We start from the raw sequence: 22,064 nt of genomic DNA, 5'->3' as shown, positions 1-22,064 counted from the left end.
TTTCTCCTCTTTTATCTCTTAAGGTTTATTATCTCTTGTAATAATTCATCACTAGTTGTTATAACTTTACTAGAAGCTTGGAATGCTCTTGTTGTAACTATCATTTCTGTAAATTCTTCTGATAAATCTACGTTAGACATTTCTATGGCTCCTTGGTTAATTTGACCATGAACAGCTGTCTTTAACGGTTGTCCTGAGTTTGCAGATTCTGAATAAAGATTTCCACCTAATAACTTTAATCCTTCTGGATTTTGAAAAACTGCTATTTTAAGTTTTTGCTGTGTTCCTTTAACTATATTTCCATTTTTATCAACTAATGGCATTTTTGTACCATCCTCTAATAAATAAGATATTTTACCTTCCTTATCTATATTAAAAGATAATACCTTTTTAACATTCTTAGCTCCATCTGGTGCTGGATTTCCATTTGCATCTACTGCCTTTGGTATTTCTATAGGATTTCCATCCTCTCCTAATACTTTATAACCATCAGCTGTTACTAAATTACCATTTAAATCTAGACTAAATGATCCATCTCTTGTATATGCATATTGATTAACTCCTGTTTGAACTGTAAAAAAACCATCTCCATCCATAGCTAAATCTGTTGGTCTTCCTGTTGGTTGTATTGGTCCCTGTATCATATTTTTAAAGATACCACTAACTTTAGTACCTATACCAACTTGTCCAGGGTTTACTCCACCAATTACTCCACCTGGAGCACTTGCATATAAAAATGTTTGGTTTAAAGCATCAGAAAATCTTGCAGATTCTTTTTTAAATGCACTTGTTCCAACATTCGCGACATTATTACCAACAACATCCATCTTAGTTTGGTTTGCTTTCATACCGCTTATTCCTGAGTACATTGATCTTAACATAAAACTAATCTCCCTTAACTTCTAATTTTTTTCATTTATTTTCATTAAAGCTGCATATTCAATAGATGCAACTTCGCCTGTATCTTTATCTTTTACGTCCATATATACAGTCCCATCTTTTATATGAACACCTTCTACCATACCTTTTATAGTTTTATTTTCTGACTTTGTGTTATTTGAACTTTCATCTAATTTTGTGGCATTCATTTCGACTTCCTTACCTATTAAAGATGTCGCAGAATTTAATGCTGAATTAGTTAATAACCCACTAGTCATTCCCATCATTTGTTCCATATTATGATTAAGAGTCATTGTCTGTTCTAGCATAGTAAATTGAGATAATTGTGTTACATATTGAGTGGGATCTTGAGGATTAAAAGGATCTTGATTTTGCATTTGAGCAACTAGCATTTTTAAAAATAATTCTTTGTTATTTTCTTCCCCCGGCATTATTATAGGAGTGTTATTTTCTGTTTTTTGACTTTTTTGATTTTTAGATACTTTTTGACTTCCTATTATATCTTGTTTATTCATACTTACTAATCCACTCATTTTGTATTCTCCTATACTAATATATTTAGATTATCTTCTTCTATATTAGAGATTTCATTTATATCTTCTAACATAATATCTCTTATACGTCTTTGGTTATTTTTCTGTCTTTCTTGCTGGCTATTTTTATTATTAAAATTTTGGTTTAGATTATCTGAAAATACATTTTGATTTTCTGAATTTATATTTATTGATACATCTTTTACTTTTATGTTCATATCATTCAAATGTTTAGTTATATCATTTATATTTTTATTTACCAAGTCAAATATATTATTTTTACTAACAGTTATAGATAAACTATTTTCTTCTCCATGCTTTACAAGTTTTATAGTCATCTCTCCTAATTCTATTGGATTAACTTTAATTTTTATTTCTTCATTACCACTTCTTTTTAAGTAGTTTACTGTTTTTATAATATCTTCATTTATAAATGTTTTTCTAATCTCTTTAACTGAGCTATCATTTAAATTATATGTATTTTCATTTTTTAAAATATTATTTGTATTTAGATTTCCTATGCTTCCTTTATTAAGGATGTCTTCTAACTTACTTATTTGTAGATCATTGTTATCTAAACTACTACTTTGATTTAAGTTTTTTTTATTTATTAATGAATTAATTTCTAATTCTCTATACTTAGTTTCCTTTATTAAGTCATTTTTTTTATAATTTTTAGTATCTTCAAAATCATTATTTAATAATTCATTGCTATTTGAAGTTGGTTTTGATTTGATATTATTACTACTTTTGTTTTCGTTTATATCAAATTTTTTTATTATATTTTCTGTATCATTATTTATTTTCTCTAATAAATCATTTAATTTATCTTTATCATTGTTACTTAATAAATTAGACTTAAATTCAATTTCACCTAAAGTATTTTCTAAAGTTTCTAATCCTTCTTTATTATTTATATTTATTTCTAAATTATTTTTATCTATATTCATAGAATCAAAAATAACTTGTATATTATTGATACTTTCATTTAACCCTTCTACATCTTTACCTTCTTTTAACTCATCATTTACGAAATCATATATGTATTTAAGGTTAAATATTATATTTTGAAGGAGATTAAAATCAATGTCTTTTTTATTAGATTCATCTGTATTGAAATTTAAACTCATATCTTCAAGCTTTGATTCTATTTCGCCAAAAAAACAATTGACTATATCTTTACTTCCTTCTGTTTTTTTTAAAGTATTTTCTTTTGCATTAGTCATTGCTTTTATAGACATATTTAAATTCATATTAATTCACCTTTATGATATATTTGTTCTATTTCTTATATATGCATATAATGCAAATTCGTCATTTTTTAATTGTTCTAATCTATCTTCTTCTTTTTTTAATCTATTAAGTTCGTTTTCTTTAAGGGTTTCTAAAGATTTCCTATCTATTTGTTTTTCTATAAAATCTTTTTTTGCTTTAGAAACATTAATTTCTTCTTTTCTCAAATCTTCACTAGTTAATTTTATAGATTGAGTAAGTGCTGCTAAATAATTAATAGTAATTTTTTGACTAATTATATCTTTAGACATTCCTATATCTGAGTATTTTTTATAAGAATTTTCTAAATTCCTTAAATTATTCTCTATTATTCTTTTTTGATTTTGAGCTTGTGTATATCTTAATTTACTTTCTTCCTCATCTTTTACTTTTATATCTAGCAGTTTTTGAAGTTTGAATTTAAACTTACTCACTTACATCAGTCTCCTTTAGTTGAACATATTAATTAATAACTCTTTGCTTTCATTAAATGGTGTACTATCATTAACACCTTGTTTTAAATAATCATTTACTCTGTCTATATATTTAATAGACATATCTATATTTTTATTTGAACCTTCTTCATAAGCTCCAATATTTATTAAATCTTCAGCTTCTTTATAAGTAGCAAGTATATCTCTAGCAAATGATGCAGCTTTATTATGATTATCATCTGCAATTTCTTTCATAAGTCTACTTACACTGTTTAATATATCTATAGCTGGATAATGATTTTTATGTGCTAATTGCCTAGATAAAACAATGTGTCCATCTAGTATTCCTCTTACAGTATCTGCTATTGGTTCATTAAAATCGTCTCCATCAACTAAAACAGTATAAAAAGCTGTTATAGATCCTTTTTCAGACATTCCTGTCCTTTCCATAAGCTTTGGTAACATAGCAAATACGGAAGGAGTATATCCTTTTTGTGCTGGCGGTTCTCCTATAGCTAATCCAACTTCTCTTTGAGCCATAGCAAATCTTGTTACAGAATCCATCATTAATATTACTTTTTTACCTTTATCTCTAAAGTACTCGGCAATAGATGTAGCTGTTAGTGCTCCCTTTAATCTTACTAAGGGTGATTTATCTGATGTAGCGCAAACAACTACCGACTTCTTCATGCCTTCTTCACCTAAATCTCTCTCAATGAAGTCTAAAACTTCCCTTCCTCTTTCTCCAATAAGGGCTATAACATTTACATCTGCTTCTGCCGTTCTTGCCATCATTCCTAAAGTTGTACTTTTACCAACTCCACTACCTGCAAATATTCCTATCCTCTGTCCTTCTCCACAAGTTAAAAATCCATCTATTGCTCTTATTCCTGTTGGCATTATATTTGTTATTCGAGGTCTTCTCATTGGATCTGGTGGTTCATTAAATAAACTATATCTCTCACCTTGTAAAATCATATTTTCATCTATTGGATTACCTATGCCATCAAGTACTTTTCCTAAAAGTTCATCACTACATTTAACACTAAGTGGTACTCCTTGTGCAATTACTTTGCAACCAGGTCCAATTCCTGTTAACTCACCAAGAGGCATAAGTATTACATCTCCATCTCTAAAACCTACAACTTCACAATTTATAGGGGTATTTAAATTATTGTATACAGAGCATAACTCACCTACAAATCCTTTTATACCTTCGACTTCTATTGTAAGACCTATAACTTTTTTTACTTTTCCTTCAGATATAACAGTAGGCATATCCTTTATCCTACTAAGTATTCTTTCAAAATCTATGTCTATCATAATAGCTCCTCTTTAACCTTATCTATTACAGCATCTACACCTACTATTATTCTTCCTTTTACGTTCTCTATAATAGCATTTCCAATATCTATAGATTCATCTTCTAAAACGAATACGTCGCCTTTAAGTTTATTACATTCTTTTAAACTTAATATTTCATTCTTTAAGCTATCTTTATATAAAGGATTTACTTTTATTACTATATTTTCCTTGAGTTCATACTCTTCAATTACCTTAGTTAATAAAGTATTCATAGATGATTCTGATTTGAATTCATCCCTTAGAACTTGTTGAGCTATACTTATACTAATTTTTAGTATTTCTTCTTTATTTAAATTCATATACTCAGCTACTTTATCTTTGGCTTGTATCAATAATTTACTGGCATTATTTACAATTTCTTCAGACTCTTTTTTTGCCTTTTCTATATTTTCTTCATATGATTCTTTGTATCCATCTTCATATCCGTTTTTAAGCCCTTGATTGTATCCTTCTTCATAAGCTTTTTTTTCTATTTTTTCTCTTTCTAACTTACTTTCTTCAATTATCTGACTTGCCTCAGCTTTAGCTTGATCTATAATGTCATCATATTCTTTTTGAGCTTCTTGTAACTTAATATTTATTTCTTCTTTTTTTTCGCTTAATTTTTTTTCTAAGTCTTCTCTAAGCTTTCTTTCTTCTTCACTTTCAATTTGAGAGAGGTTATTTATTGTTTTTACGCCTTTTAAATTAACATTTTTAGCTTTTATTATGTTACTACATGATAAACTCATCATCTGATCCTCTTGTTAAAGTTATTTCACCCATATCTTCAAGTCGTCTTATAACATTAACTATATTTTGTTGTGCTTCCTCTACTTGAGATATTTTTATCTTTCCTAATAAATCAATTTCCTCTTTAAGAGCTTGTGATGCCCTTTGAGATTGATTTCTAAATATGACATTTGATACTTCCTTAGATGCTCCCTTAAGAGCAAATGCAATATCTTTAACATTAACCTCTTTAAGAATTCTCTGAATAGTAGAATTTTCAAGCCTTACAATGTCGTCAAATATAAACATATTGGCCTTTATATCCTCAGCTAATTCATTGTTTCTTTCTTCTATGTAACTTATAATACTTTTTTCTGTTTTTCTATCTACATTACCAAGTATTTCAACCAAGCTATCAATACCACCAGAACTTTCCATTTCTCTTTGTCCAAGTTTTGATAGTTTCATTTCTACAGCTTCATCAATGGCCTTTATTACACTTGGTGATACTGATGATGTTGATCCTATTTTTAGTGAAACTTCATTTTTAATCTTAGGTGGTAACTCACTTAATATCAAAGCTGCTTTGTCTGATTGTATGTGAGATAAGATTATAGCTATAGTTTGTGTACTTTCACCTTGTATACATGCTAATATCTGCTCTGGTTCAGCTTTTCTCGCTGCCATAAACAGTTTTGTATAAGCATCATATCTAATTCCTTCTATTAATTTATTAGCTCTTTGGTTTCCTAAAGCTCCATTAAGCAGTGATTTTGCATAGTCTATACCACCTTTTAACACAAATTCTTTTCCTTTATTTAGTTCTATAAATTCTTGGAGAATTTCTCTTCTTTCTCTTGCGTTGACAGTGTGTATATTAGCTATTTCTACACCGATTCTTTGTATTTTCTTATCAGATAGATTTTTAACTATATCCGCTGAAACGTCAGTCCCTAATGTCATTAAGAGTACTGCTGCCTTTCTAGCACCAGTAACTCTTCTCACTTTAGGTATATCACCTAAATCAAATGCATTTCCTGATTTAGTACTCTCTACTGATTTAGTAACTTCATTTTCCAAAACAAACTACCACCCTTTACTCATTTAACCAATTATTTATTAATTCTGTAACTTCTTCTATATTTTCTGAAGCGTATATCTTAACTTCTTCCTCTAAAGTCATATTATCTTCATCATCTTCTAAATTGTGTAGCCTATGTTTTTCCATTTCTTCTAGCTTTTGATTTATCATATCTATTTCATTAGATTCATCTATTTCATCAATTTCTTTAGATTTATTCTTTTTCTTAATAACAAATATAGCTATAAGTGCTATTACTATAACTAGTAATAATCCGGCTACTATATATCCTGTTGTTTTTAATAACTTAGCCACTTCATCTTCATCACCTAATGCATTTTTTAGATTCTTTTTAGCATTTGCTTCAAAGTCCATAGCAACAACTACTACATCATCGCCTCTATTTTTTTCTACACCAATGGTATTAGATACCATATCTTTAACGTCTTTAATATCTCCCGCATCTAATTTGCCATCTATAGCAACCGAAGCAGTTATTCTATTTAATTCACCTTGAGCCTTAACAGTTTTAATTTCTGTCTTTCCTACTTCATACTTTATATCTTCACTTTTACTTTCAGTAGTTCCATCATTTACATTGCCTTTATTATTCATATTGTTATCAACAGTACCACCTGTATTTACTGGCTCTGTAGATTTATTTTCACTTTTTGACTCACTTACTATAACCTTGTTAGGATCTATTATCGTTTGAGTTTTTTCATTAGTGTCAAAATTCAAATCAGCATTAACAGTTGCTCTTACTTTTCCCTCTCCAAATATAGGTTCAAGTAATCTAACTATATCTCTTTCTAATCCTTTATCTAGATCTCTTTCTGCCTTAGTTGCAATATCAATCCCATTAGAATTATCGCTAGAATTTGATTTTCCATTTTCATCAAATATTCCTTCTGATAATAAGACCATATTTTGGTTGATTACCTCAACATTTTGTTTCGGTATATTTGGTGTACTTGCGGATACTAAAGATATTATAGATTTAACTTGTTCTTGACTTAATTGTTCTCCTACATTTAAATCTACATAAACGGCTGCTTTTCCAGGTATGCTCTCTTTAGCAAATACAGATTCTTCACCTTCTGTTATATGAACTCTTGCATCTTGTACTTGCGGAAAAGTTTTTATAGTTTTTTCTAGTTCACCTTGAATCATTCTTTGTTTTTTTACCTCAAATTCTTCATCTGTAAGACCTAACGATGATCCTTCATCCATAAGTTCAAATCCTTTAGAACCATTTGAAACTTTTCCAGATAGTTCAAGTCTTAACTTATCTACCTGATCTTTAGGTACATATATACTATCGCCCTCTATTTTCGTTTCAATTTTTTCTTTTTCTAGTTCTTTAGTTATAACAGATGCATCATTTGAATCTAAACCCGAGAAAAGAACATCATATTTATTATCATTTTTATACTTAATTCCAAATATTATAGCTAATATAATTGCAATCACTCCAACTATAATGGCTATTTTCTTTTCTTTTCTCATTTCCTTAAATTTTTCTTTTCTTGTTTTTATAAAATCTTTTATTTTTTCTATTATCTCTTTAAAATTCATCTATCTGCTCCTTATTAAGGAATTACAATTGCACTCTATTAATTTCTTGGTAAGCATCATATAACTTATTTCTAATCTCAATCATAAGTTGCACTGACATTTGAGATTCTTGTGCTGATAGCATAACATCATGCATAGAAACATCTTCACCTTTTATAAGCGCTTCTATCTTTTCATTTGAATTTATAATACTATCATTTACCTTACCTATAGCATTCTTTATAACATCTTCAAATTGCTTGTCTGGCTTTTCATTTCCTTTAACTTTATATGTAGTCTTATTATTAATAGCATTAGAGAATATATCAGAATTAATATTTATATTGCTTATTCCTGTCATTTAACCACCTACTTTCTATCTACCTATCTCTAAAGCTTTAGATATCATATTTTTTTGAGCATTTAAAGTATCTACATTAGATTCGTAAGCTCTCGATGCACTTATAAGATCTGACATTTCAGCTAATAAATCTACATTTGGATATTCTACATATCCATCTTTGTCTGCATCAGGATGATTTGGTTCATATATTTTTCTGAGAGGAGATTTATCTTCTTCAATCTTTTTTGTTTTAACACCTAACATCCCTAATTTTTCATCATAATTTTCTTCAAAGCTAGCTACTTTTCTCCTATATGCTCCTCCATTTTTAGTTCTTGTAGTCTGCATATTAGCAACATTCGAAGATATTATATCCATTCTCATACGTTCTGCTGTCAGACCACTTGCACTAATTCTCATACCACTAAAAACACTCATTTATTTACCTCCCAGATATTATACTTTTTGTCATAGCGATTTTTATATTTGTAAGACTTACTAACGCATTATATTCTAATGTCGTAGCTGCTTGATTAACCTTCTCATGTTCAATATCAACGTTATTACCATCTTCTCTGACCACAGATTCCTTATCAACCTTTAACTTTATACTAGGAATTTCTAGTTTATTCTTTAAAGTATCTTCGAAACTAACATACTTTCTTTTATACCCTGGAGTATTTATGTTAGCAATATTTTCTGCAATGGCATTACTCCTTAAATGTGTAGCATCTAATCCCATTTTCATTAAATTATAGATTTCCATATTACTCTCCTCCATTAATTTTATAAATCAAAAAACCACTCTATAAAGAGTAATTTTGTATACTACATAGCATACTATCATTGCTAGAATTTGATTATTTTAGATATAAAATTAAATCAATATATTTATTATTCGTTTTCTTATATTTAATTTTCTTATCATTTTAATTATAAACTTTTACTTATTTTTTTCTATATAATTTATACTATTACATAATTTTTCCTATAATAAAAAATGTAAGATACATAATGAACTTTGATAATATAATTGAATTATTAGATTTATTAAAATATTATTTCTTCAAAAAAAAATAACTCTAAAGAGAGTTATATAATATCAGCGTCGATAAATAGAGATGCATAATTTGGACACAAACAATCAAAATAATTTATATATTATTCATAATTCTCCAAAATTATAAACCTTATATATCGAAAACAAAAACACACAGTTTTTTGCAACTGGCTAGCATAGTTTCTACTTTAGCTCCTATAGTTTTGCGTCACTAGATTTCTCTAGCTTGCCTATTTTGTTTTTTGTTGTTTTTCGTTCTTTTTTTACACTTTTCGACATTTTTTTCCATACACTAAATATTATAGTATAATTACCATTTAATCAAGTTTTTATTTGTATTTTCTTACTATTTTTTTTCAAACTAATATTAAAAATACATTTAAACTTATTTGTTAAATCACAAAGTGTAATTTTATTTTATATTATATTTTATATTGTATTTTATATTATACGGCTGATATAATTAGAACTTTATATTTTTTATTAAAATAATACAAATTATGTATTAGACAATAAATTCTACATCACTAAAAATTTTTAACTTAAACATCCTTATTCAGATTAATTCCTAAATATTATAAATTTAGATAATATTCCTATTTTTTTCAATTATGACTGTAATTTTATTTATAAATTCAAAATATTAAAACCAGAAAATTAAATACATTTATATCTATATTAGTTCCTAAAGATATTTTTGATATAAATATTGATTTAACACTCAATTATATTAATAAAATTTCTTATGATACTTATCTACCTTATTAATAAATCAAAGCTTATTATACTAATAAAATGTATAGTAAAGTTAGTTTTTACTTAGATAAATTTTATAACATTTGCAATATTAAAATTTATTCTTTCTTTAAAGAAAATTTAATATTGTGTTCATATAATATTATAAAAATTCATGATTTTGAAAAATGATTAAAGACTTTAGTAGTAATTTAACTACTTTTAATTTAGATTTATTTTATGAACTTATCGGGATATGTATAAAACTATTAATTATTATAAATACTCTTATAGTTAAAATTATATACCTGTATTAATTAATACTTAATATTTTTAATAATAAAATACAAAAAGTCTTGTAAAAATAGTTACTTAATATAATAAGTTATTCATGACTTTTTGTATTTAATATCATTGTGAAATTTTAAAAATAATTATTTTCAATACACTGCTTTATATGTTTGTGAACTTGTTCTCCACAACTACCATCAATATTTGAAAGAACAGTATTTAGTGCATTAATTCTATTATCTTTTTTGTAATCTTTTTTATTGACTACTAAATCTATAAATTTATCTACAGTCATTTCATCTTCACCAACTATATAATTAGAAAATATATCAAATACTTTTTCATGATAGTATTCTCTGTTTAATTCTATGTCATATATTAAAACAGGTTTTCCTGTAGCCATATATTCAATTAATACAGAAGACCTATCTGTTATTAGTGCATCAGATATTTGAAAAGCTTCGTAATAACTAGGTGAATTATCAATAATTATATTTTCTGTATTTTTTGCTGAGCTTAATAACTCTTTATATCTTTTATAGCATTCTGGGGCTCTTGATTTAACATATGACAGCTCCAGTGGGTGAGGTCTATATATTAATCCATAGTTTAAATCATTTCTAATTTTATTAAAGACTTCTTCAACTTCATCTAATACTTTATCTCTTCCATTTATAACTTTCATTAAGTTTGTAGTCCATAAAAATACCTTTTTACCTTTAAATTTATTTTTATAATATTCATTTGTAGTATTTGATTTTAGACTACTAACTAAAGCATCAAATTTAGGTGACCCAAGAGGCAATAATTTCTCTCTAGCTACCCCACTATATTCTGCAATGTCTGCAAATGCATGAGATTGTACAACAACTTTATCAAATTCTCTTGTTCCTATAAATGAGTAAAAATCTTTATAAAATGAAATTGGATAAGTACCTAATATTCCATAAGTAACATATACTAGCATATCTGTATATTTTTTTAAATTATAAGAAAAATAGTTGCTATCTACTCTAGTAGCATTATTATATTCATCATATTGATTGTGTATATATATAACATCTGGACTAATTTTTTCTAAATCAAATGTTTTATAATCAGTAATAGGTACATATTTAGGCAACATATCACCTTCATATGTAAATATAGCGTCCATATTCCCATTTCTATTATAAATTAACTTATAATATGGAATTGGTACTACATAACAATTACAATTTTCATCTTCTTTAGCTTCTTTCCAAATACTTTCAAGGCTATTCCACATAGATGCATTGTATGGCATAAAAACAATATTATATTTTTCCTTAATATTTTTATTTATAATATCTATCATATCATTTATCATATTAATAATTTCTTGGCAATCATAAAGTGTATCTGTATCTTTTGTTTTATTTAAATCTTTTAATTTTTCTAATATACTATTTGATAGATTATAAAGTCTACCGTCACATTTTTTAGCATTTTCAAAGCTATTTTTAACTGTATTAATAGCTTGTATACAAATTTCAGACATAAACTCATAGTCTGTATTTAAATTTTTAATTATATAAGAAATCCCTTCTATTGAGGTTTTTAAAATTTCTATTATTCTTTGTTTTTCATTCATTTTTAATCACACTACTTTCTATAAATCCAAGATTTAAATTGTAACTTTAGTTATAAGTTTATTGTTTAACCTCTATTTAAAATAAAATAGTGTCTCTCAGTTTCTTTGTATTGTTTTTTATCAGTTAGAAACATTTCATTTTCTATAATCTTAAATCCATTATTTATAAGAACTTTAAAAACATCTATGTATTCATCAATTGTTCTATATATAACATTATATTCACTATTTAATTCATTAGAGTAAAAATCACCTAGGGTTAATCTTTCTTTTGTAGCAATTGGTGATGCTATATATATCATAGCCTCTTTATCTAAGACTTTAAGTAAATTTTCAAAGCATATGTTAAATTCTTCATCATTTATATACATTATAAGACCTGCTAAAATTACTTTATTAAACGGGGCATTACTTTTTACAACCTCATTATCATATATATTTATAAAATCACATATTTGAAAATCATAACTATTATTACAACCTATTCTTTTTCTCGCTATATTAAGTAAATCTTCTGCAAAATCAGTACCTAAATAGTATTTACTATTTAATACTATCATTTCTGCTAATCTTCCTACTCCACAACCTATATCTAAAACTTTAGAATTTTTATCTATTTTTAATTTAGGTATTATAACCTCTTTTTCATACTCATCTAATAATTTTGCATATTCAGAATCATTATCGTTACATTTTACAGCTTTATAAGGATTATCTTCTGTGTACTTTTCTGCTCTTTTATCCCAAAATAGTTTTACACTTTTTTATTTATATTTATGTTTTCTTTATATACCCTTGTATTTTTTTTCGTCATCCCATTTCTCCTAGTTAAGGTTTGATTATAAATTCATATTTAACCGATTTTATTTGTATCCATTTTTATACCAATCTAAAGCTTTTTTATATTCATTCATATTATCTATTTCCTTTAAATTTACATGAACTACTTTTAAAGGTAAATTAGGTGTTATCATTTTATATACATGGTCATTTCCGCTATTAAGTTTATGTGCATATATTTTAAACAACCCAGTCCATTCATACTTTCCATGTTGTCTTGAAAAACTAACTGCATGTTCAGTTCCATCTATAAATTCAGTATCTATATATACTGGTTCATTAGTATATGGAGAACAAACACCTATTGCTTCTTCATCATCTTCTAATATAAATCTTTCGAGGTCTTCAGGTTTAAATAATACATCTCCATCTAATGATATAATCATCTCATTAGAATGTTTTTTCCCTAGTGATAAACTAGCAGCAGTTTTTGTATTAGTATAATCATGATTAAACACAAAAGTAATATCTTTTCTATATGAGCAAACTACGTCAATAACTTCTTGGGCTTGATATCCTACAACAATTCTTATATCATCAAACTTGTCTAAACATTCTAATTGTCTTATTATTAATGGTTTTCCATCAATATCAATTAATGATTTATTAGTATTTAGACCTAATCTAGTTCCCATTCCTGCGCAACTTATAATAATCGTTTTAGAAACTGACATAATTTCTCCTCCTCATAAAACGCATAGTCACAAACATTTAATACACTCGGAGCTATTGGTCTAACAGCACCAAATCCAATTCCTATATCAGCATACTCTATCATTTTTGAGTCATTACTTCCATCTCCAATAGCTACTACTGGTCCATCTATTTCTTTTATTATATCTTCCTTTTTTATAACATTTACAACTGATTTAATATATTGACCATCCGTTAAAGCCTTTGATGAATAATATATATCATTTAAACCTAACATATCCATGAGTTCACAAATCCAGATATCTAGATTACCAGTTATTATAATACATCTATCTATATTCTCTAAAATAAATTTAATTAATTCTTCATTTAATGTTATATTTTTAACTATATTACGTACTTTTTTTATAGGTATCTCTTTTAATATTTCAATTCGTTTTAGAAAACTTTCTTCAAAAGACAACTTACCTAACATAGTATCTTCTGTTATTTTGCTAATACTTTCATGACATCCAATATACTTTGCCATTTCAGGAAGTATTTCCTGTTTTGTTAATGTTGAATCTAGGTCAAATACAAATTTATATTTACTCAAATTTGAGCCTCCTCTTATGACATAATTTTTGTATATTTTAATTTATAATCATAATTTTTTCTTTTGATTCTAGAACTATGTTTTCGTCTTCACAGTTTTTTACTATTAATTCAAAATATTTAGTGGCATCTTCATATTGTCCTAATATTTCTTTTATGCACCCTATATTAAAAACCACATTATAATTGTATCTATCTAATAAATATGAATTTTTAAACATTTTATCAGATTCTTCGAACTTTCCTTCTAACATTTTTATAATTGCTTTTAAATTTAGTATCTCTGCCTCTTCTTCTTCAAATATACTTTCATATTCATATATATTTTCTTTAGCTCCAATAATATTTCCTACCTCTATGTCATTTTGAATTATCGATTTATATTGTTTTTTAAGACCATTTAGCTCTTCATTTATATCAAATTCATTTTTAAATTTCTCTATTAATATTTCTATTCCCTTTTTGTATTTTTGATTTTTTATTAATAAGTCTTTCATTTTTTTTACATACTCTAATTTATCAGTTTTACTAAGTTTTTGAGCTCTATTTATACTTATAATGAATATTTCATCTTCATTTTTCAATAAATTTAGTAAATCATCATCTTCTAAGTCTGTATTATATAATTGCTTCAAATAATCATAAGTATAAGTTATATACATTAAAAATAAATTTTCATACTTTTTACCAACTAAACCACCATATGTTAACAATGATTTAGATACACAACTATAAATTTGAAGTTTCTTTATGTCTAAAGTATTTAAAGTATTGTCTAAGTAATCATATAAATCAAATATAAAATCTCTTTTATTTGAAACTAAATAATCTATATAACCTTGCATTTTTAAGTTACTTATATTTTTTAATATATCTTCTAATTGTAGATTTTCTTTCATAGCATAATATATTATATCTGCATAATATATTTCTTGCTCTTTTGTTAGTATCTCATTATATTGTTTAATCGTTAATTTTTCACCTAATCTTATTTTATTTAAAGTACCGTAATTTCCATCTATTTTAGAAAGCATTTTATACATTTTAGGCAAATCTTCTTCTTTTATTCTTTTTAGTATACTTTCTAACGCAACTTTAAATTTATTTTGCTGTACTATACAAGATGAAAGATTTTTATATATTTCAATGATTTTTTCTTCTTGATTTAATTTATATAAACTCATAAATATAACTAAGTAAGCTTGTTCTAAAATATTAATATTTATATCATCTATATTATTTATTATCTCTTGATACATCTCTAATTTGTAATAAATATCAATAATGTTAACTTTAGCTTTATCTTGGTGTATCAATGTATCTGCATTACACTCAACAGCATTAGCTTGTGTAGATATATCATAATTTTCTATAAGATATAAATACCTTTTATAATTTTCTAAGCTTCGCTTATATTTTCTTAAATATTTTTGACTTGTCGCTAGGTAATAATATATATCTATATTTTTATTATCATTTTTTATATACTTAGTGCATAAACTTTCACATTTGTCAAACTCATTCATTTCTAAATAAAGCATAGCTAAATCTAATGTTACAAATATTGGTATATATTTAATTTTTGTATACAAATCATACCCTTTTTCCATATAATATATTGCATCTTCATAGTTTTTAGATATAGAATAAGTTTTTCCTAATTGATAGTTAATATATGGGTTATTCGGTTCTTTCTTTATTTCTTTTAATAAAATATTTTTATTTCTATTATCTTTTAATTGTTTGATTTCTTCATTTTCAAATAAATATCCATAGTGATCAAATAAAGCTACATTTTTATATATAGGATGTTTAAATTTTGGTTGTTCGTGTATTGCTCCTTCATATCTAAAATCTTTTGAGTTTTTAAACATTCTAATTAAAGGAGTCATACTATAACTTTTTTTATCTAGCGAAAGTATATTTTTTAGATTTATACTTGCACTATTATATTTATTGAATAAGCTTTTATCAAAGAATTCTTTTAATTTCTCATAATTAATTAACTCTTCATCTGCATCTAATATAAGTATCCAGTCTCCCTTTGCATAACTTATTGATATATTTCTCATATCTGAAAAGTTATCATTCCACTTTGCAAAAAATACTTTATCAGTATATTTTCTTGCAATATCAACAGTCGAGTCAGTTGATCCAGTATCTAGTATTACTAATTCAGAATTTATTTCTTCCATTAAAGGACGTAGTGCGTTCAATGTTTTATCTAAATTTCTCTCTTCATTTTTTACCATCATTACAATACTTAGTAGCATATATTTAATACTCCTTTTAAGTGATTAAATTTAAAAATAAAGAGTAAAGCACATGCTTTACTCTTTATTTTTTAACTTAATAAAGCTATCTTAATAACTGAGTTACACTTTGAGGTTGTTGGTTAGCTTGTCCAACCATAGCTTGTGCTGCTTGATTTAATATGTTTAACTTAGATAAATTAACCATTTCTTTAGCAACATCAACATCTCTTATTCTTGATTCTGCTGCACTTAAGTTTTCTGTAGAAGTTGTTAAGTTAGCAGAAGTATACTCTAATCTATTTTGAGTTGCTCCTAATTTAGCTCTTCCTGTGTTTATGTTTTCTAATGCTGCATCTACCGTACTTACGAAAGCTTGAGCCTTTGTATTATCAGATACATCTATAGTTAAACTTCCTGCAGTCTTAACTAAATCTATTGTATTTATAGTTCTAGTTTCATTATTAGCTCCTGATTGTATTGTAAATGTACCTGCTCCACTTAATAAGTTTTTACCATTGAATTTAGTTTCTTTACCTATTTGGCTCATTTCTTGTTGTAATTGAGTTAATTCTTCTTTTATCTTATCTCTATCAGTTGTAGTTAATGTATCATTTCCTGCTTGAACTCCTAGTTCTCTCATTCTTTGAGCTATATTTCCTGCTTCTTCTAATGCACCTTCTGCTGTTTGTACCATTGATATACCATCTTGTACGTTTCTATCTGCTTGTTGCATTCCTCTTATTTGAGATCTCATTTTTTCTGAAACAGCAAGTCCTGCAGCGTCATCTCCTGCTTTATTTATTCTTAGCCCTGTTGATAATTTTTCCATAGACTTTCCTGATAATGCAGTATTTTTTGCCATTTGGTTAGTCGCTATCATAGCATTCATATTAGTATTTATTCTCATTGTTTTTTCTCTCCTTAGAACTTTACGACATCCTTGTCTTTTATTTATAAAAGTATATCTATATTATATATATCGGCATAATATAGATATACTTTATATTTTTTAATATATTTATAATTTATTTACTTATTTTAAAACTATCTTAATAACTGAGTTACACTTTGAGGTTGTTGATTAGCTTGTCCAACCATAGCTTGTGCTGCTTGATTTAATATGTTTAACTTAGATAAGTTAACCATTTCTTTAGCAACATCAACGTCTCTTATTCTTGATTCTGCTGCACTTAAGTTTTCTGTAGAAGTTGTTAAGTTAGCAGAAGTATACTCTAATCTATTTTGAGTTGCTCCTAATTTAGCTCTTCCTGTATTTATTTGTTCTAATGCTGCATCTACTTTACTTACGTAAGCTTGTGCTTTTGAACTACTAGAAACGTCCATACTAGCTAAAGTTTTAGCTTGTCCTACTAAATCTATAGTATTTATAGTTCTAGTTTCATTATTAGCTCCAGCTTGTATTGTAAATGCTCCTGCTCCACTTAATAAGTTTTTACCATTGAACTTAGTTTCTTTACCTATTTGATTCATTTCTTGTTGTAATTGAGTTAATTCTTCTTTTACCTTGTCTCTATCAGTTGCAGATAATGTGTCATTTCCTGCTTGAACTCCAAGTTCTCTCATTCTTTGAGCTATATTTCCTGCTTCTTCTAATGCACCTTCTGCTGTTTGTACCATTGATATACCATCTTGTACGTTTCTATCTGCTTGTTGCATCCCTCTTATTTGAGATCTCATTTTTTCTGAAACAGCAAGACCTGCAGCGTCATCTCCTGCTTTATTTATTCTTAGTCCTGTTGATAATTTCTCCATAGACTTTCCTGATAATGCAGTATTTTTTGCCATTTGATTAGTCGCTATCATAGCGTTCATATTAGTGTTTATTCTCATTGTTTTTTCCTCTCCTTAGGACTTTACGACATCCTTGTCTTTTGCCTTTTGTATTGTGTATTTTGTACTTGGCCAAGTACCTTACATATATATATATCGTTATAATTTATATTAACTTTATACTTTTTTGTTAAAAATATTTAAATTTTCTTTTTTCGTACTTAGATATGAGGTATTTACTCTATTTGATAGTTTGTGATTTTTTATCTCATCTTTCGTTTTTTCTATACTATCACTAAGCAATATATGTATCTCTCTATCAATTTCTAATATTCCTTCATCGATCATCTGGATTTTAAATGCTTCAAAGTCAAGTACATTACTTAATATTTCTTGTCTTTTATCAAATAAATCACCTATATTAATTAAACTACTACTTTTTAATTTATTTAATATGTCTAATGATACACTTTTATATAATTTGATACTTTCCTTCATTTTTAACACCTAGCCTTAAGCCTGCATAAAATAACTCATCTGTGAATTTAGCTTATTCATACTAGCTTCTAGGTCTGCAAATTTTTTATATAAAGCATTTTCCTTAGTATCCATTTTTCTTTGAAGATTTTTTATCATATCCTCTTGTCGTTTTATTTGTTCTGAGTAAAAATTCTTCACAACAGAAGATGTTCTCTCTAGCCCAGCTTTTCTAGCAAATATAGATGATGATCCTCCTATATTCTTGTTAAGAATATCATTCATTTTTCCCATTATACTAGATTTATCTTTTGCAAATAATTTATAGACTTTATCCGAATTATATTCTAAAGATTTAGTAAATTTATCCTCATTTAATGATATCTGACCTTTTTTATTATAGTCTTGTGGACTAGTTACACCCATTTCACTTAAAACTTTTATATTATCACCAAATATAGCATTTTGCATATCATTTATAAATCTTCTCATCTCAGAATCATTTCGAAGTATACCTTTTTTAGCATTAGCTTCCCATTTCTTTACTTCTTCTTCACTCATATCCTTTTTCTGTTCTTCTGTAAGCGGTTGATAATCTTTCTTAGATTTTTCAGTTATAAGACTATACATTTTATCCATTATTTTATTATAATCTTGTACAAAACCTTTCATGTTATCTAGGGCTTTGGTTGTATCCTTTTTTGAGGTTATCTCAGAAGTTCCTTTATTATAAATACTATAATCTATTCCATCTATTGAGAAATTATTTTTTTGCTCATTTATTACTTTACTAAATCCGTCATCTCCTGAGACTTTGATATAAGAATTACTTCCACTTGCTATACCTGAAAAATCAACCATATCAAAATCTGGTTCATTCTTTGAATTTAATACAAAACTTCCATCTGCATTTGTCTTGTATTTTTTTGTTTTTAGTCCTAAAAATTCTAGAGAATTAGATTTGCTTCCATCTTCAGAAATGATTTCAATATTACTGTTTGATCCTGTGTCAAAAGATTCAATACTAAAACTTCCAGTCATCTTGCTATATGATGCCTTTATTTTTCCATTTCCATTACTGTTAATTTTATCAACTAAACTCTCTATAGTATCACTTGATTCTATTGTTATAGGATTTGAGTATAAAATATTCCCTTTGTCATCTTTTCCAACAGAAATTTTAAATGATTCTCCTATTTTAGCTCCTAAATCCGCTAATTTACTTGACTTGTCTAAATTGTCTTTTGAAGATACAATTTTAGCTGGTTCTGCTATTTTATTAACTTCAAAATTATAATGTATATTATCTGCTCCCGCTCTTGATGTAGCTGACATTACACTACTATTAGAACTTTGAACTGATAATGTATTCCAAGCTTTACTACTCACTATTGAATCTTTAGATGTTACTGAAAAATATTTATCATTTATATTTTTCAAATCTTTCATTACGTCTCTATAAATTTCCTGCTGCCACTTTACTATTTGCTCTTTTTGCTTGACTTTATCAATTTTATTTTGTTCACCAACAAGCATTTGCTTTACAACTGTGTCGGTGTCCATTCCCGTTGCAAGACCTGGTATTCTTATTGTATTTACTCTTGTCATATAAAATTCACCTACTTACCTGTCTTTATTTTTTTGTCTACCTCATACCACATATCTCTAACATCTTCTATCACAGGAAGTACTTCATCTATTATCTTAATATCCTTTTTCATATTGGCTTTAGCAAGTTCGCTCTTTATAAAATCATATATATTATATAAATCTTCCATATATTTCCCAGCACTTTTATCCATAGTTATCATAAGTTCTAAAAATATATCTTGAACTCTAACCAATTCATTGTGAGCTCTAGAAATATTTTTTTCTAATATTGCCATTCTTGCTATTTTTGTATATTTAACTGCTCCATCTAACAACATCAACAATAGTTGTTCTTTAGAAGCCATATTTACTGAATTTTGCTTATATGTATTATATGGATTTGTTGTATACATTATTTTCCCTCTCTTACTTAAATAACTTTGTAATATCTTTAGTATTAATTATAGCCTTAGAATTTTCTTCTTTTATACTTTCGTAAACTTCTCTTCTTAGTATAACCTTATCTTTTGGCGCCTCTATGGCTATCTTTACGCTTCCATCCTCAATTTTTATAATTTTAACTTCTATATCATCTCCGATTAATATAGATTGATCTTTTTTTCTACTAATTACTAGCATTATTTTCACTTCCTGTTAAAGGTTCTTTTATATTATATTTGGTATCCTCTAGTATTAATTGCTTTCCTCTGTTATTATTTATGTTAATAATAATAGGAGCTCTTAAATTAACTGTACTTGTATCTATACTATTACCTAATGTTATTAGGCTTAATACTAGTACATCTTTATAATCTTTTATATTTAATTCATTTATTGTATCCTCATTTAATTCTATTTCATAATCTTTTTTTATCTCAAATGGAGATACACAAACAAATCCTACATTTAAGTCATCCTTAGATATCATGCTAATAAAATTTTTATTTTCCTTAATTTCTTCAAATAGAAAAGTATTATAATTTTCAAATCCAGGTATACCTTTTTCAAATAAAATGTCCATATGATCCTCCTAGCTATTTTAAGTAATCCATTATACTCGGTTGAATCAATCTACTTCCAACTTGAACTGACATTTGGTATATTAATTCAGCTGATTTTAATTCTATATATGCACTAACTTTATCTGTATCTTGAGTTAATGATAATACATCCTTCATGTTCATAATATTTTCATCATTTAGCTCTTTTATTTTTTCTGCAGTATTAACTTTTACACCAAATGATGTTCTTATATCTACTGAATGATTAAACAATGTATCAATATCATCTTTTATAGTGCCTAACACTTGAGCTTTATTAGTTTCTACATCTTTACCATTAACTATATCATTCATAGCAGTAGATAATTTATTTATAGATTCTAATAAATTTTTACCATCTTTGTTTAATAATTCTTTTGCTGATACATTATAATCTATATCTATTCCTTCAGATATAATTGCTTTTAAGTCTTGTGAATTTGATTTAGAATTTAGGGTAAGTTTAGCTACTCCGTCTTTTTCCTCGATAATTATAGGTAAATCTTCTACGTCACTTCCTCCAAACATATGATTACCACCATGACTTGTATTTAATGTTTCACCTAGTTCTTTTATTTTTTCATTCATTTCAGCCCTTATAGATTTCATCTCTTCTGCCGAATAAGTTCCATTACCTAACTTTATTATTTCATCTTTTATATCTCCTAATACAGTTCCTACTTCTTCTAAAGATGAATCTGTATTATTCATCCATCCTACTGCTTCGTCAATATTGTAATTATATTTTTCAGTATATTTTATTTCATTTTTTAAGTTCATTATTTTTATAGCTTTGTATGGATCATCTGATACTTTGTTTATAACCTTCCCTGTACTGATTTGTCTATTAAGCTTGTCCGTTCTTTGAAGATTTTCTTGATTATCATACATATTATTTCTTATCATTGAAGAATTGGCTATTCTCATAC

At 26.5% G+C, this 22,064-nt stretch carries 24 protein-coding genes and 1 riboswitch; all 24 genes read right to left on the bottom strand.

The genetic code is table 11. From position 1 onward, the window contains the following. Positions 1-11: 11 nt before the first annotated feature. The 24 genes from I2H23_RS01330 to I2H23_RS01215 all read right to left on the bottom strand — a co-directional run bounded on the left by I2H23_RS01330 (position 12) and on the right by I2H23_RS01215 (position 22,062). Entirely contained in the window at positions 12-881 is an 870-nt protein-coding gene (locus tag I2H23_RS01330; protein ID WP_166505001.1) for a flagellar hook-basal body complex protein, read from the bottom strand. 21 nt (positions 882-902) lie between these two features. After that, the gene (locus tag I2H23_RS01325; protein ID WP_195580897.1) at positions 903-1,433 is read right to left on the bottom strand and encodes a flagellar hook assembly protein FlgD; all 531 of its coding nucleotides are present in this window, start codon (positions 1,431-1,433) and stop codon (positions 903-905) included. A gap of 11 nt (positions 1,434-1,444) precedes the next feature. Continuing rightward, positions 1,445-2,686, bottom strand: a complete 1,242-nt coding sequence (locus I2H23_RS01320) for a flagellar hook-length control protein FliK (RefSeq protein WP_195580896.1) — start codon at positions 2,684-2,686, stop codon at positions 1,445-1,447. A 12-nt stretch (positions 2,687-2,698) separates the two neighbouring features. Continuing rightward, positions 2,699-3,139 carry a flagellar export protein FliJ gene (gene fliJ, locus I2H23_RS01315; RefSeq protein WP_166504998.1) on the bottom strand — a complete coding sequence of 147 codons (441 nt, stop codon included), beginning with the start codon at positions 3,137-3,139 and terminating at the stop codon, positions 2,699-2,701. A gap of 15 nt (positions 3,140-3,154) precedes the next feature. Then, complete coding sequence (fliI, locus tag I2H23_RS01310; RefSeq protein ID WP_092926881.1) at positions 3,155-4,462, bottom strand: flagellar protein export ATPase FliI; 1,308 nt, start codon at positions 4,460-4,462, stop codon at positions 3,155-3,157. After that, positions 4,459-5,238 (bottom strand): FliH/SctL family protein, encoded by a 780-nt coding sequence (locus I2H23_RS01305; RefSeq protein ID WP_207741679.1) that lies wholly within the window; start codon positions 5,236-5,238, stop codon positions 4,459-4,461. The genes fliI and I2H23_RS01305 overlap by 4 nt, the downstream gene beginning before the upstream one ends. After that, positions 5,219-6,295 (bottom strand): flagellar motor switch protein FliG, encoded by a 1,077-nt coding sequence (fliG, locus tag I2H23_RS01300; RefSeq protein ID WP_195580894.1) that lies wholly within the window; start codon positions 6,293-6,295, stop codon positions 5,219-5,221. The genes I2H23_RS01305 and fliG overlap by 20 nt, the downstream gene beginning before the upstream one ends. A 16-nt stretch (positions 6,296-6,311) precedes the next feature. Then, a complete protein-coding gene (gene fliF, locus I2H23_RS01295) occupies positions 6,312-7,874 on the bottom strand; it encodes a flagellar basal-body MS-ring/collar protein FliF (protein ID WP_166504997.1) in 1,563 nt (520 codons plus the stop codon). Between the two features lie 22 nt (positions 7,875-7,896). Next, the gene (gene fliE / locus I2H23_RS01290) at positions 7,897-8,214 is read right to left on the bottom strand and encodes a flagellar hook-basal body complex protein FliE (protein ID WP_166504996.1); all 318 of its coding nucleotides are present in this window, start codon (positions 8,212-8,214) and stop codon (positions 7,897-7,899) included. Positions 8,215-8,229: 15 nt separating this feature from the next. Continuing rightward, on the bottom strand, positions 8,230-8,634 hold the full coding sequence (flgC, locus tag I2H23_RS01285) for a flagellar basal body rod protein FlgC (RefSeq protein ID WP_166504995.1): 405 nt from the start codon (positions 8,632-8,634) through the stop codon (positions 8,230-8,232). A gap of 4 nt (positions 8,635-8,638) precedes the next feature. Continuing rightward, positions 8,639-8,962: a flagellar basal body protein gene (locus I2H23_RS01280; RefSeq protein WP_166504994.1), complete on the bottom strand. Its 324-nt coding sequence runs from the start codon at positions 8,960-8,962 to the stop codon at positions 8,639-8,641. A gap of 453 nt (positions 8,963-9,415) precedes the next feature. Then, positions 9,416-9,497: riboswitch (cyclic di-GMP riboswitch) on the bottom strand. A 918-nt stretch (positions 9,498-10,415) separates the two neighbouring features. Next, complete coding sequence (locus tag I2H23_RS01275) at positions 10,416-11,894, bottom strand: CDP-glycerol glycerophosphotransferase family protein (RefSeq protein ID WP_195580893.1); 1,479 nt, start codon at positions 11,892-11,894, stop codon at positions 10,416-10,418. A gap of 65 nt (positions 11,895-11,959) precedes the next feature. Continuing rightward, complete coding sequence (locus I2H23_RS01270) at positions 11,960-12,484, bottom strand: class I SAM-dependent methyltransferase (protein ID WP_240276285.1); 525 nt, start codon at positions 12,482-12,484, stop codon at positions 11,960-11,962. Between the two features lie 273 nt (positions 12,485-12,757). Beyond that, positions 12,758-13,408 carry an NTP transferase domain-containing protein gene (locus I2H23_RS01265; protein WP_166504992.1) on the bottom strand — a complete coding sequence of 217 codons (651 nt, stop codon included), beginning with the start codon at positions 13,406-13,408 and terminating at the stop codon, positions 12,758-12,760. Continuing rightward, positions 13,381-13,983 (bottom strand): HAD-IB family phosphatase, encoded by a 603-nt coding sequence (locus tag I2H23_RS01260; RefSeq protein ID WP_166504991.1) that lies wholly within the window; start codon positions 13,981-13,983, stop codon positions 13,381-13,383. Before I2H23_RS01260 ends, I2H23_RS01265 begins: the two co-directional genes overlap by 28 nt. A gap of 37 nt (positions 13,984-14,020) precedes the next feature. Further along, complete coding sequence (locus I2H23_RS01255) at positions 14,021-16,255, bottom strand: glycosyltransferase (protein ID WP_195580892.1); 2,235 nt, start codon at positions 16,253-16,255, stop codon at positions 14,021-14,023. A gap of 85 nt (positions 16,256-16,340) precedes the next feature. Beyond that, a complete protein-coding gene (locus I2H23_RS01250; protein ID WP_166504989.1) occupies positions 16,341-17,144 on the bottom strand; it encodes a flagellin N-terminal helical domain-containing protein in 804 nt (267 codons plus the stop codon). Positions 17,145-17,281: 137 nt separating this feature from the next. Then, a complete protein-coding gene (locus I2H23_RS01245; RefSeq protein WP_166504988.1) occupies positions 17,282-18,088 on the bottom strand; it encodes a flagellin N-terminal helical domain-containing protein in 807 nt (268 codons plus the stop codon). Positions 18,089-18,205: 117 nt separating this feature from the next. Then, positions 18,206-18,526 carry a hypothetical protein gene (locus I2H23_RS01240; protein ID WP_195580891.1) on the bottom strand — a complete coding sequence of 107 codons (321 nt, stop codon included), beginning with the start codon at positions 18,524-18,526 and terminating at the stop codon, positions 18,206-18,208. Positions 18,527-18,541: 15 nt separating this feature from the next. Then, positions 18,542-20,113, bottom strand: coding sequence for a flagellar filament capping protein FliD (gene fliD / locus I2H23_RS01235; protein WP_195580890.1), 1,572 nt, complete (start codon positions 20,111-20,113; stop codon positions 18,542-18,544). 11 nt (positions 20,114-20,124) lie between these two features. Then, positions 20,125-20,508, bottom strand: coding sequence for a flagellar export chaperone FliS (gene fliS, locus I2H23_RS01230; RefSeq protein WP_195236873.1), 384 nt, complete (start codon positions 20,506-20,508; stop codon positions 20,125-20,127). A gap of 13 nt (positions 20,509-20,521) precedes the next feature. Then, complete coding sequence (csrA, locus tag I2H23_RS01225; protein WP_092926915.1) at positions 20,522-20,734, bottom strand: carbon storage regulator CsrA; 213 nt, start codon at positions 20,732-20,734, stop codon at positions 20,522-20,524. Continuing rightward, the gene (fliW, locus tag I2H23_RS01220; RefSeq protein WP_195580889.1) at positions 20,721-21,116 is read right to left on the bottom strand and encodes a flagellar assembly protein FliW; all 396 of its coding nucleotides are present in this window, start codon (positions 21,114-21,116) and stop codon (positions 20,721-20,723) included. The genes csrA and fliW overlap by 14 nt, the downstream gene beginning before the upstream one ends. A gap of 13 nt (positions 21,117-21,129) precedes the next feature. Continuing rightward, entirely contained in the window at positions 21,130-22,062 is a 933-nt protein-coding gene (locus tag I2H23_RS01215; RefSeq protein ID WP_195580888.1) for a flagellin N-terminal helical domain-containing protein, read from the bottom strand. Positions 22,063-22,064: the final 2 nt, after the last annotated feature.

This window comes from Romboutsia sp. BSD2780061687b_171204_C1, assembly GCF_015560225.1.
GTDB lineage: Bacteria > Bacillota > Clostridia > Peptostreptococcales > Peptostreptococcaceae > Romboutsia_C > Romboutsia_C hominis.
This window is presented reverse-complemented; position numbering and strand designations above follow the sequence as displayed.

What these genes read in the sequence shown, in the direction of transcription:
- I2H23_RS01250 (WP_166504989.1), bottom strand. Translation starts at nt 17,144, where the DNA reads ATGAGAATAAATACTAATATGAATGCTATGATAGCGACTAACCAAATG.
- fliE (WP_166504996.1), bottom strand. Translation starts at nt 8,214, where the DNA reads ATGACAGGAATAAGCAATATAAATATTAATTCTGATATATTCTCTAAT.
- fliD (WP_195580890.1), bottom strand. Translation starts at nt 20,113, where the DNA reads ATGACAAGAGTAAATACAATAAGAATACCAGGTCTTGCAACGGGAATG.
- I2H23_RS01325 (WP_195580897.1), bottom strand. Translation starts at nt 1,433, where the DNA reads ATGAGTGGATTAGTAAGTATGAATAAACAAGATATAATAGGAAGTCAA.
- fliS (WP_195236873.1), bottom strand. Translation starts at nt 20,508, where the DNA reads ATGTATACAACAAATCCATATAATACATATAAGCAAAATTCAGTAAAT.
- flgC (WP_166504995.1), bottom strand. Translation starts at nt 8,634, where the DNA reads ATGAGTGTTTTTAGTGGTATGAGAATTAGTGCAAGTGGTCTGACAGCA.
- I2H23_RS01305 (WP_207741679.1), bottom strand. Translation starts at nt 5,238, where the DNA reads ATGATGAGTTTATCATGTAGTAACATAATAAAAGCTAAAAATGTTAAT.
- I2H23_RS01215 (WP_195580888.1), bottom strand. Translation starts at nt 22,062, where the DNA reads ATGAGAATAGCCAATTCTTCAATGATAAGAAATAATATGTATGATAAT.
- I2H23_RS01255 (WP_195580892.1), bottom strand. Translation starts at nt 16,255, where the DNA reads ATGCTACTAAGTATTGTAATGATGGTAAAAAATGAAGAGAGAAATTTA.
- fliI (WP_092926881.1), bottom strand. Translation starts at nt 4,462, where the DNA reads ATGATAGACATAGATTTTGAAAGAATACTTAGTAGGATAAAGGATATG.
- I2H23_RS01330 (WP_166505001.1), bottom strand. Translation starts at nt 881, where the DNA reads ATGTTAAGATCAATGTACTCAGGAATAAGCGGTATGAAAGCAAACCAA.
- fliF (WP_166504997.1), bottom strand. Translation starts at nt 7,874, where the DNA reads ATGAATTTTAAAGAGATAATAGAAAAAATAAAAGATTTTATAAAAACA.
- I2H23_RS01280 (WP_166504994.1), bottom strand. Translation starts at nt 8,962, where the DNA reads ATGGAAATCTATAATTTAATGAAAATGGGATTAGATGCTACACATTTA.
- I2H23_RS01265 (WP_166504992.1), bottom strand. Translation starts at nt 13,408, where the DNA reads ATGTCAGTTTCTAAAACGATTATTATAAGTTGCGCAGGAATGGGAACT.
- fliW (WP_195580889.1), bottom strand. Translation starts at nt 21,116, where the DNA reads ATGGACATTTTATTTGAAAAAGGTATACCTGGATTTGAAAATTATAAT.
- I2H23_RS01245 (WP_166504988.1), bottom strand. Translation starts at nt 18,088, where the DNA reads ATGAGAATAAACACTAATATGAACGCTATGATAGCGACTAATCAAATG.
- csrA (WP_092926915.1), bottom strand. Translation starts at nt 20,734, where the DNA reads ATGCTAGTAATTAGTAGAAAAAAAGATCAATCTATATTAATCGGAGAT.
- I2H23_RS01320 (WP_195580896.1), bottom strand. Translation starts at nt 2,686, where the DNA reads ATGAATTTAAATATGTCTATAAAAGCAATGACTAATGCAAAAGAAAAT.
- I2H23_RS01240 (WP_195580891.1), bottom strand. Translation starts at nt 18,526, where the DNA reads ATGAAGGAAAGTATCAAATTATATAAAAGTGTATCATTAGACATATTA.
- I2H23_RS01275 (WP_195580893.1), bottom strand. Translation starts at nt 11,894, where the DNA reads ATGAATGAAAAACAAAGAATAATAGAAATTTTAAAAACCTCAATAGAA.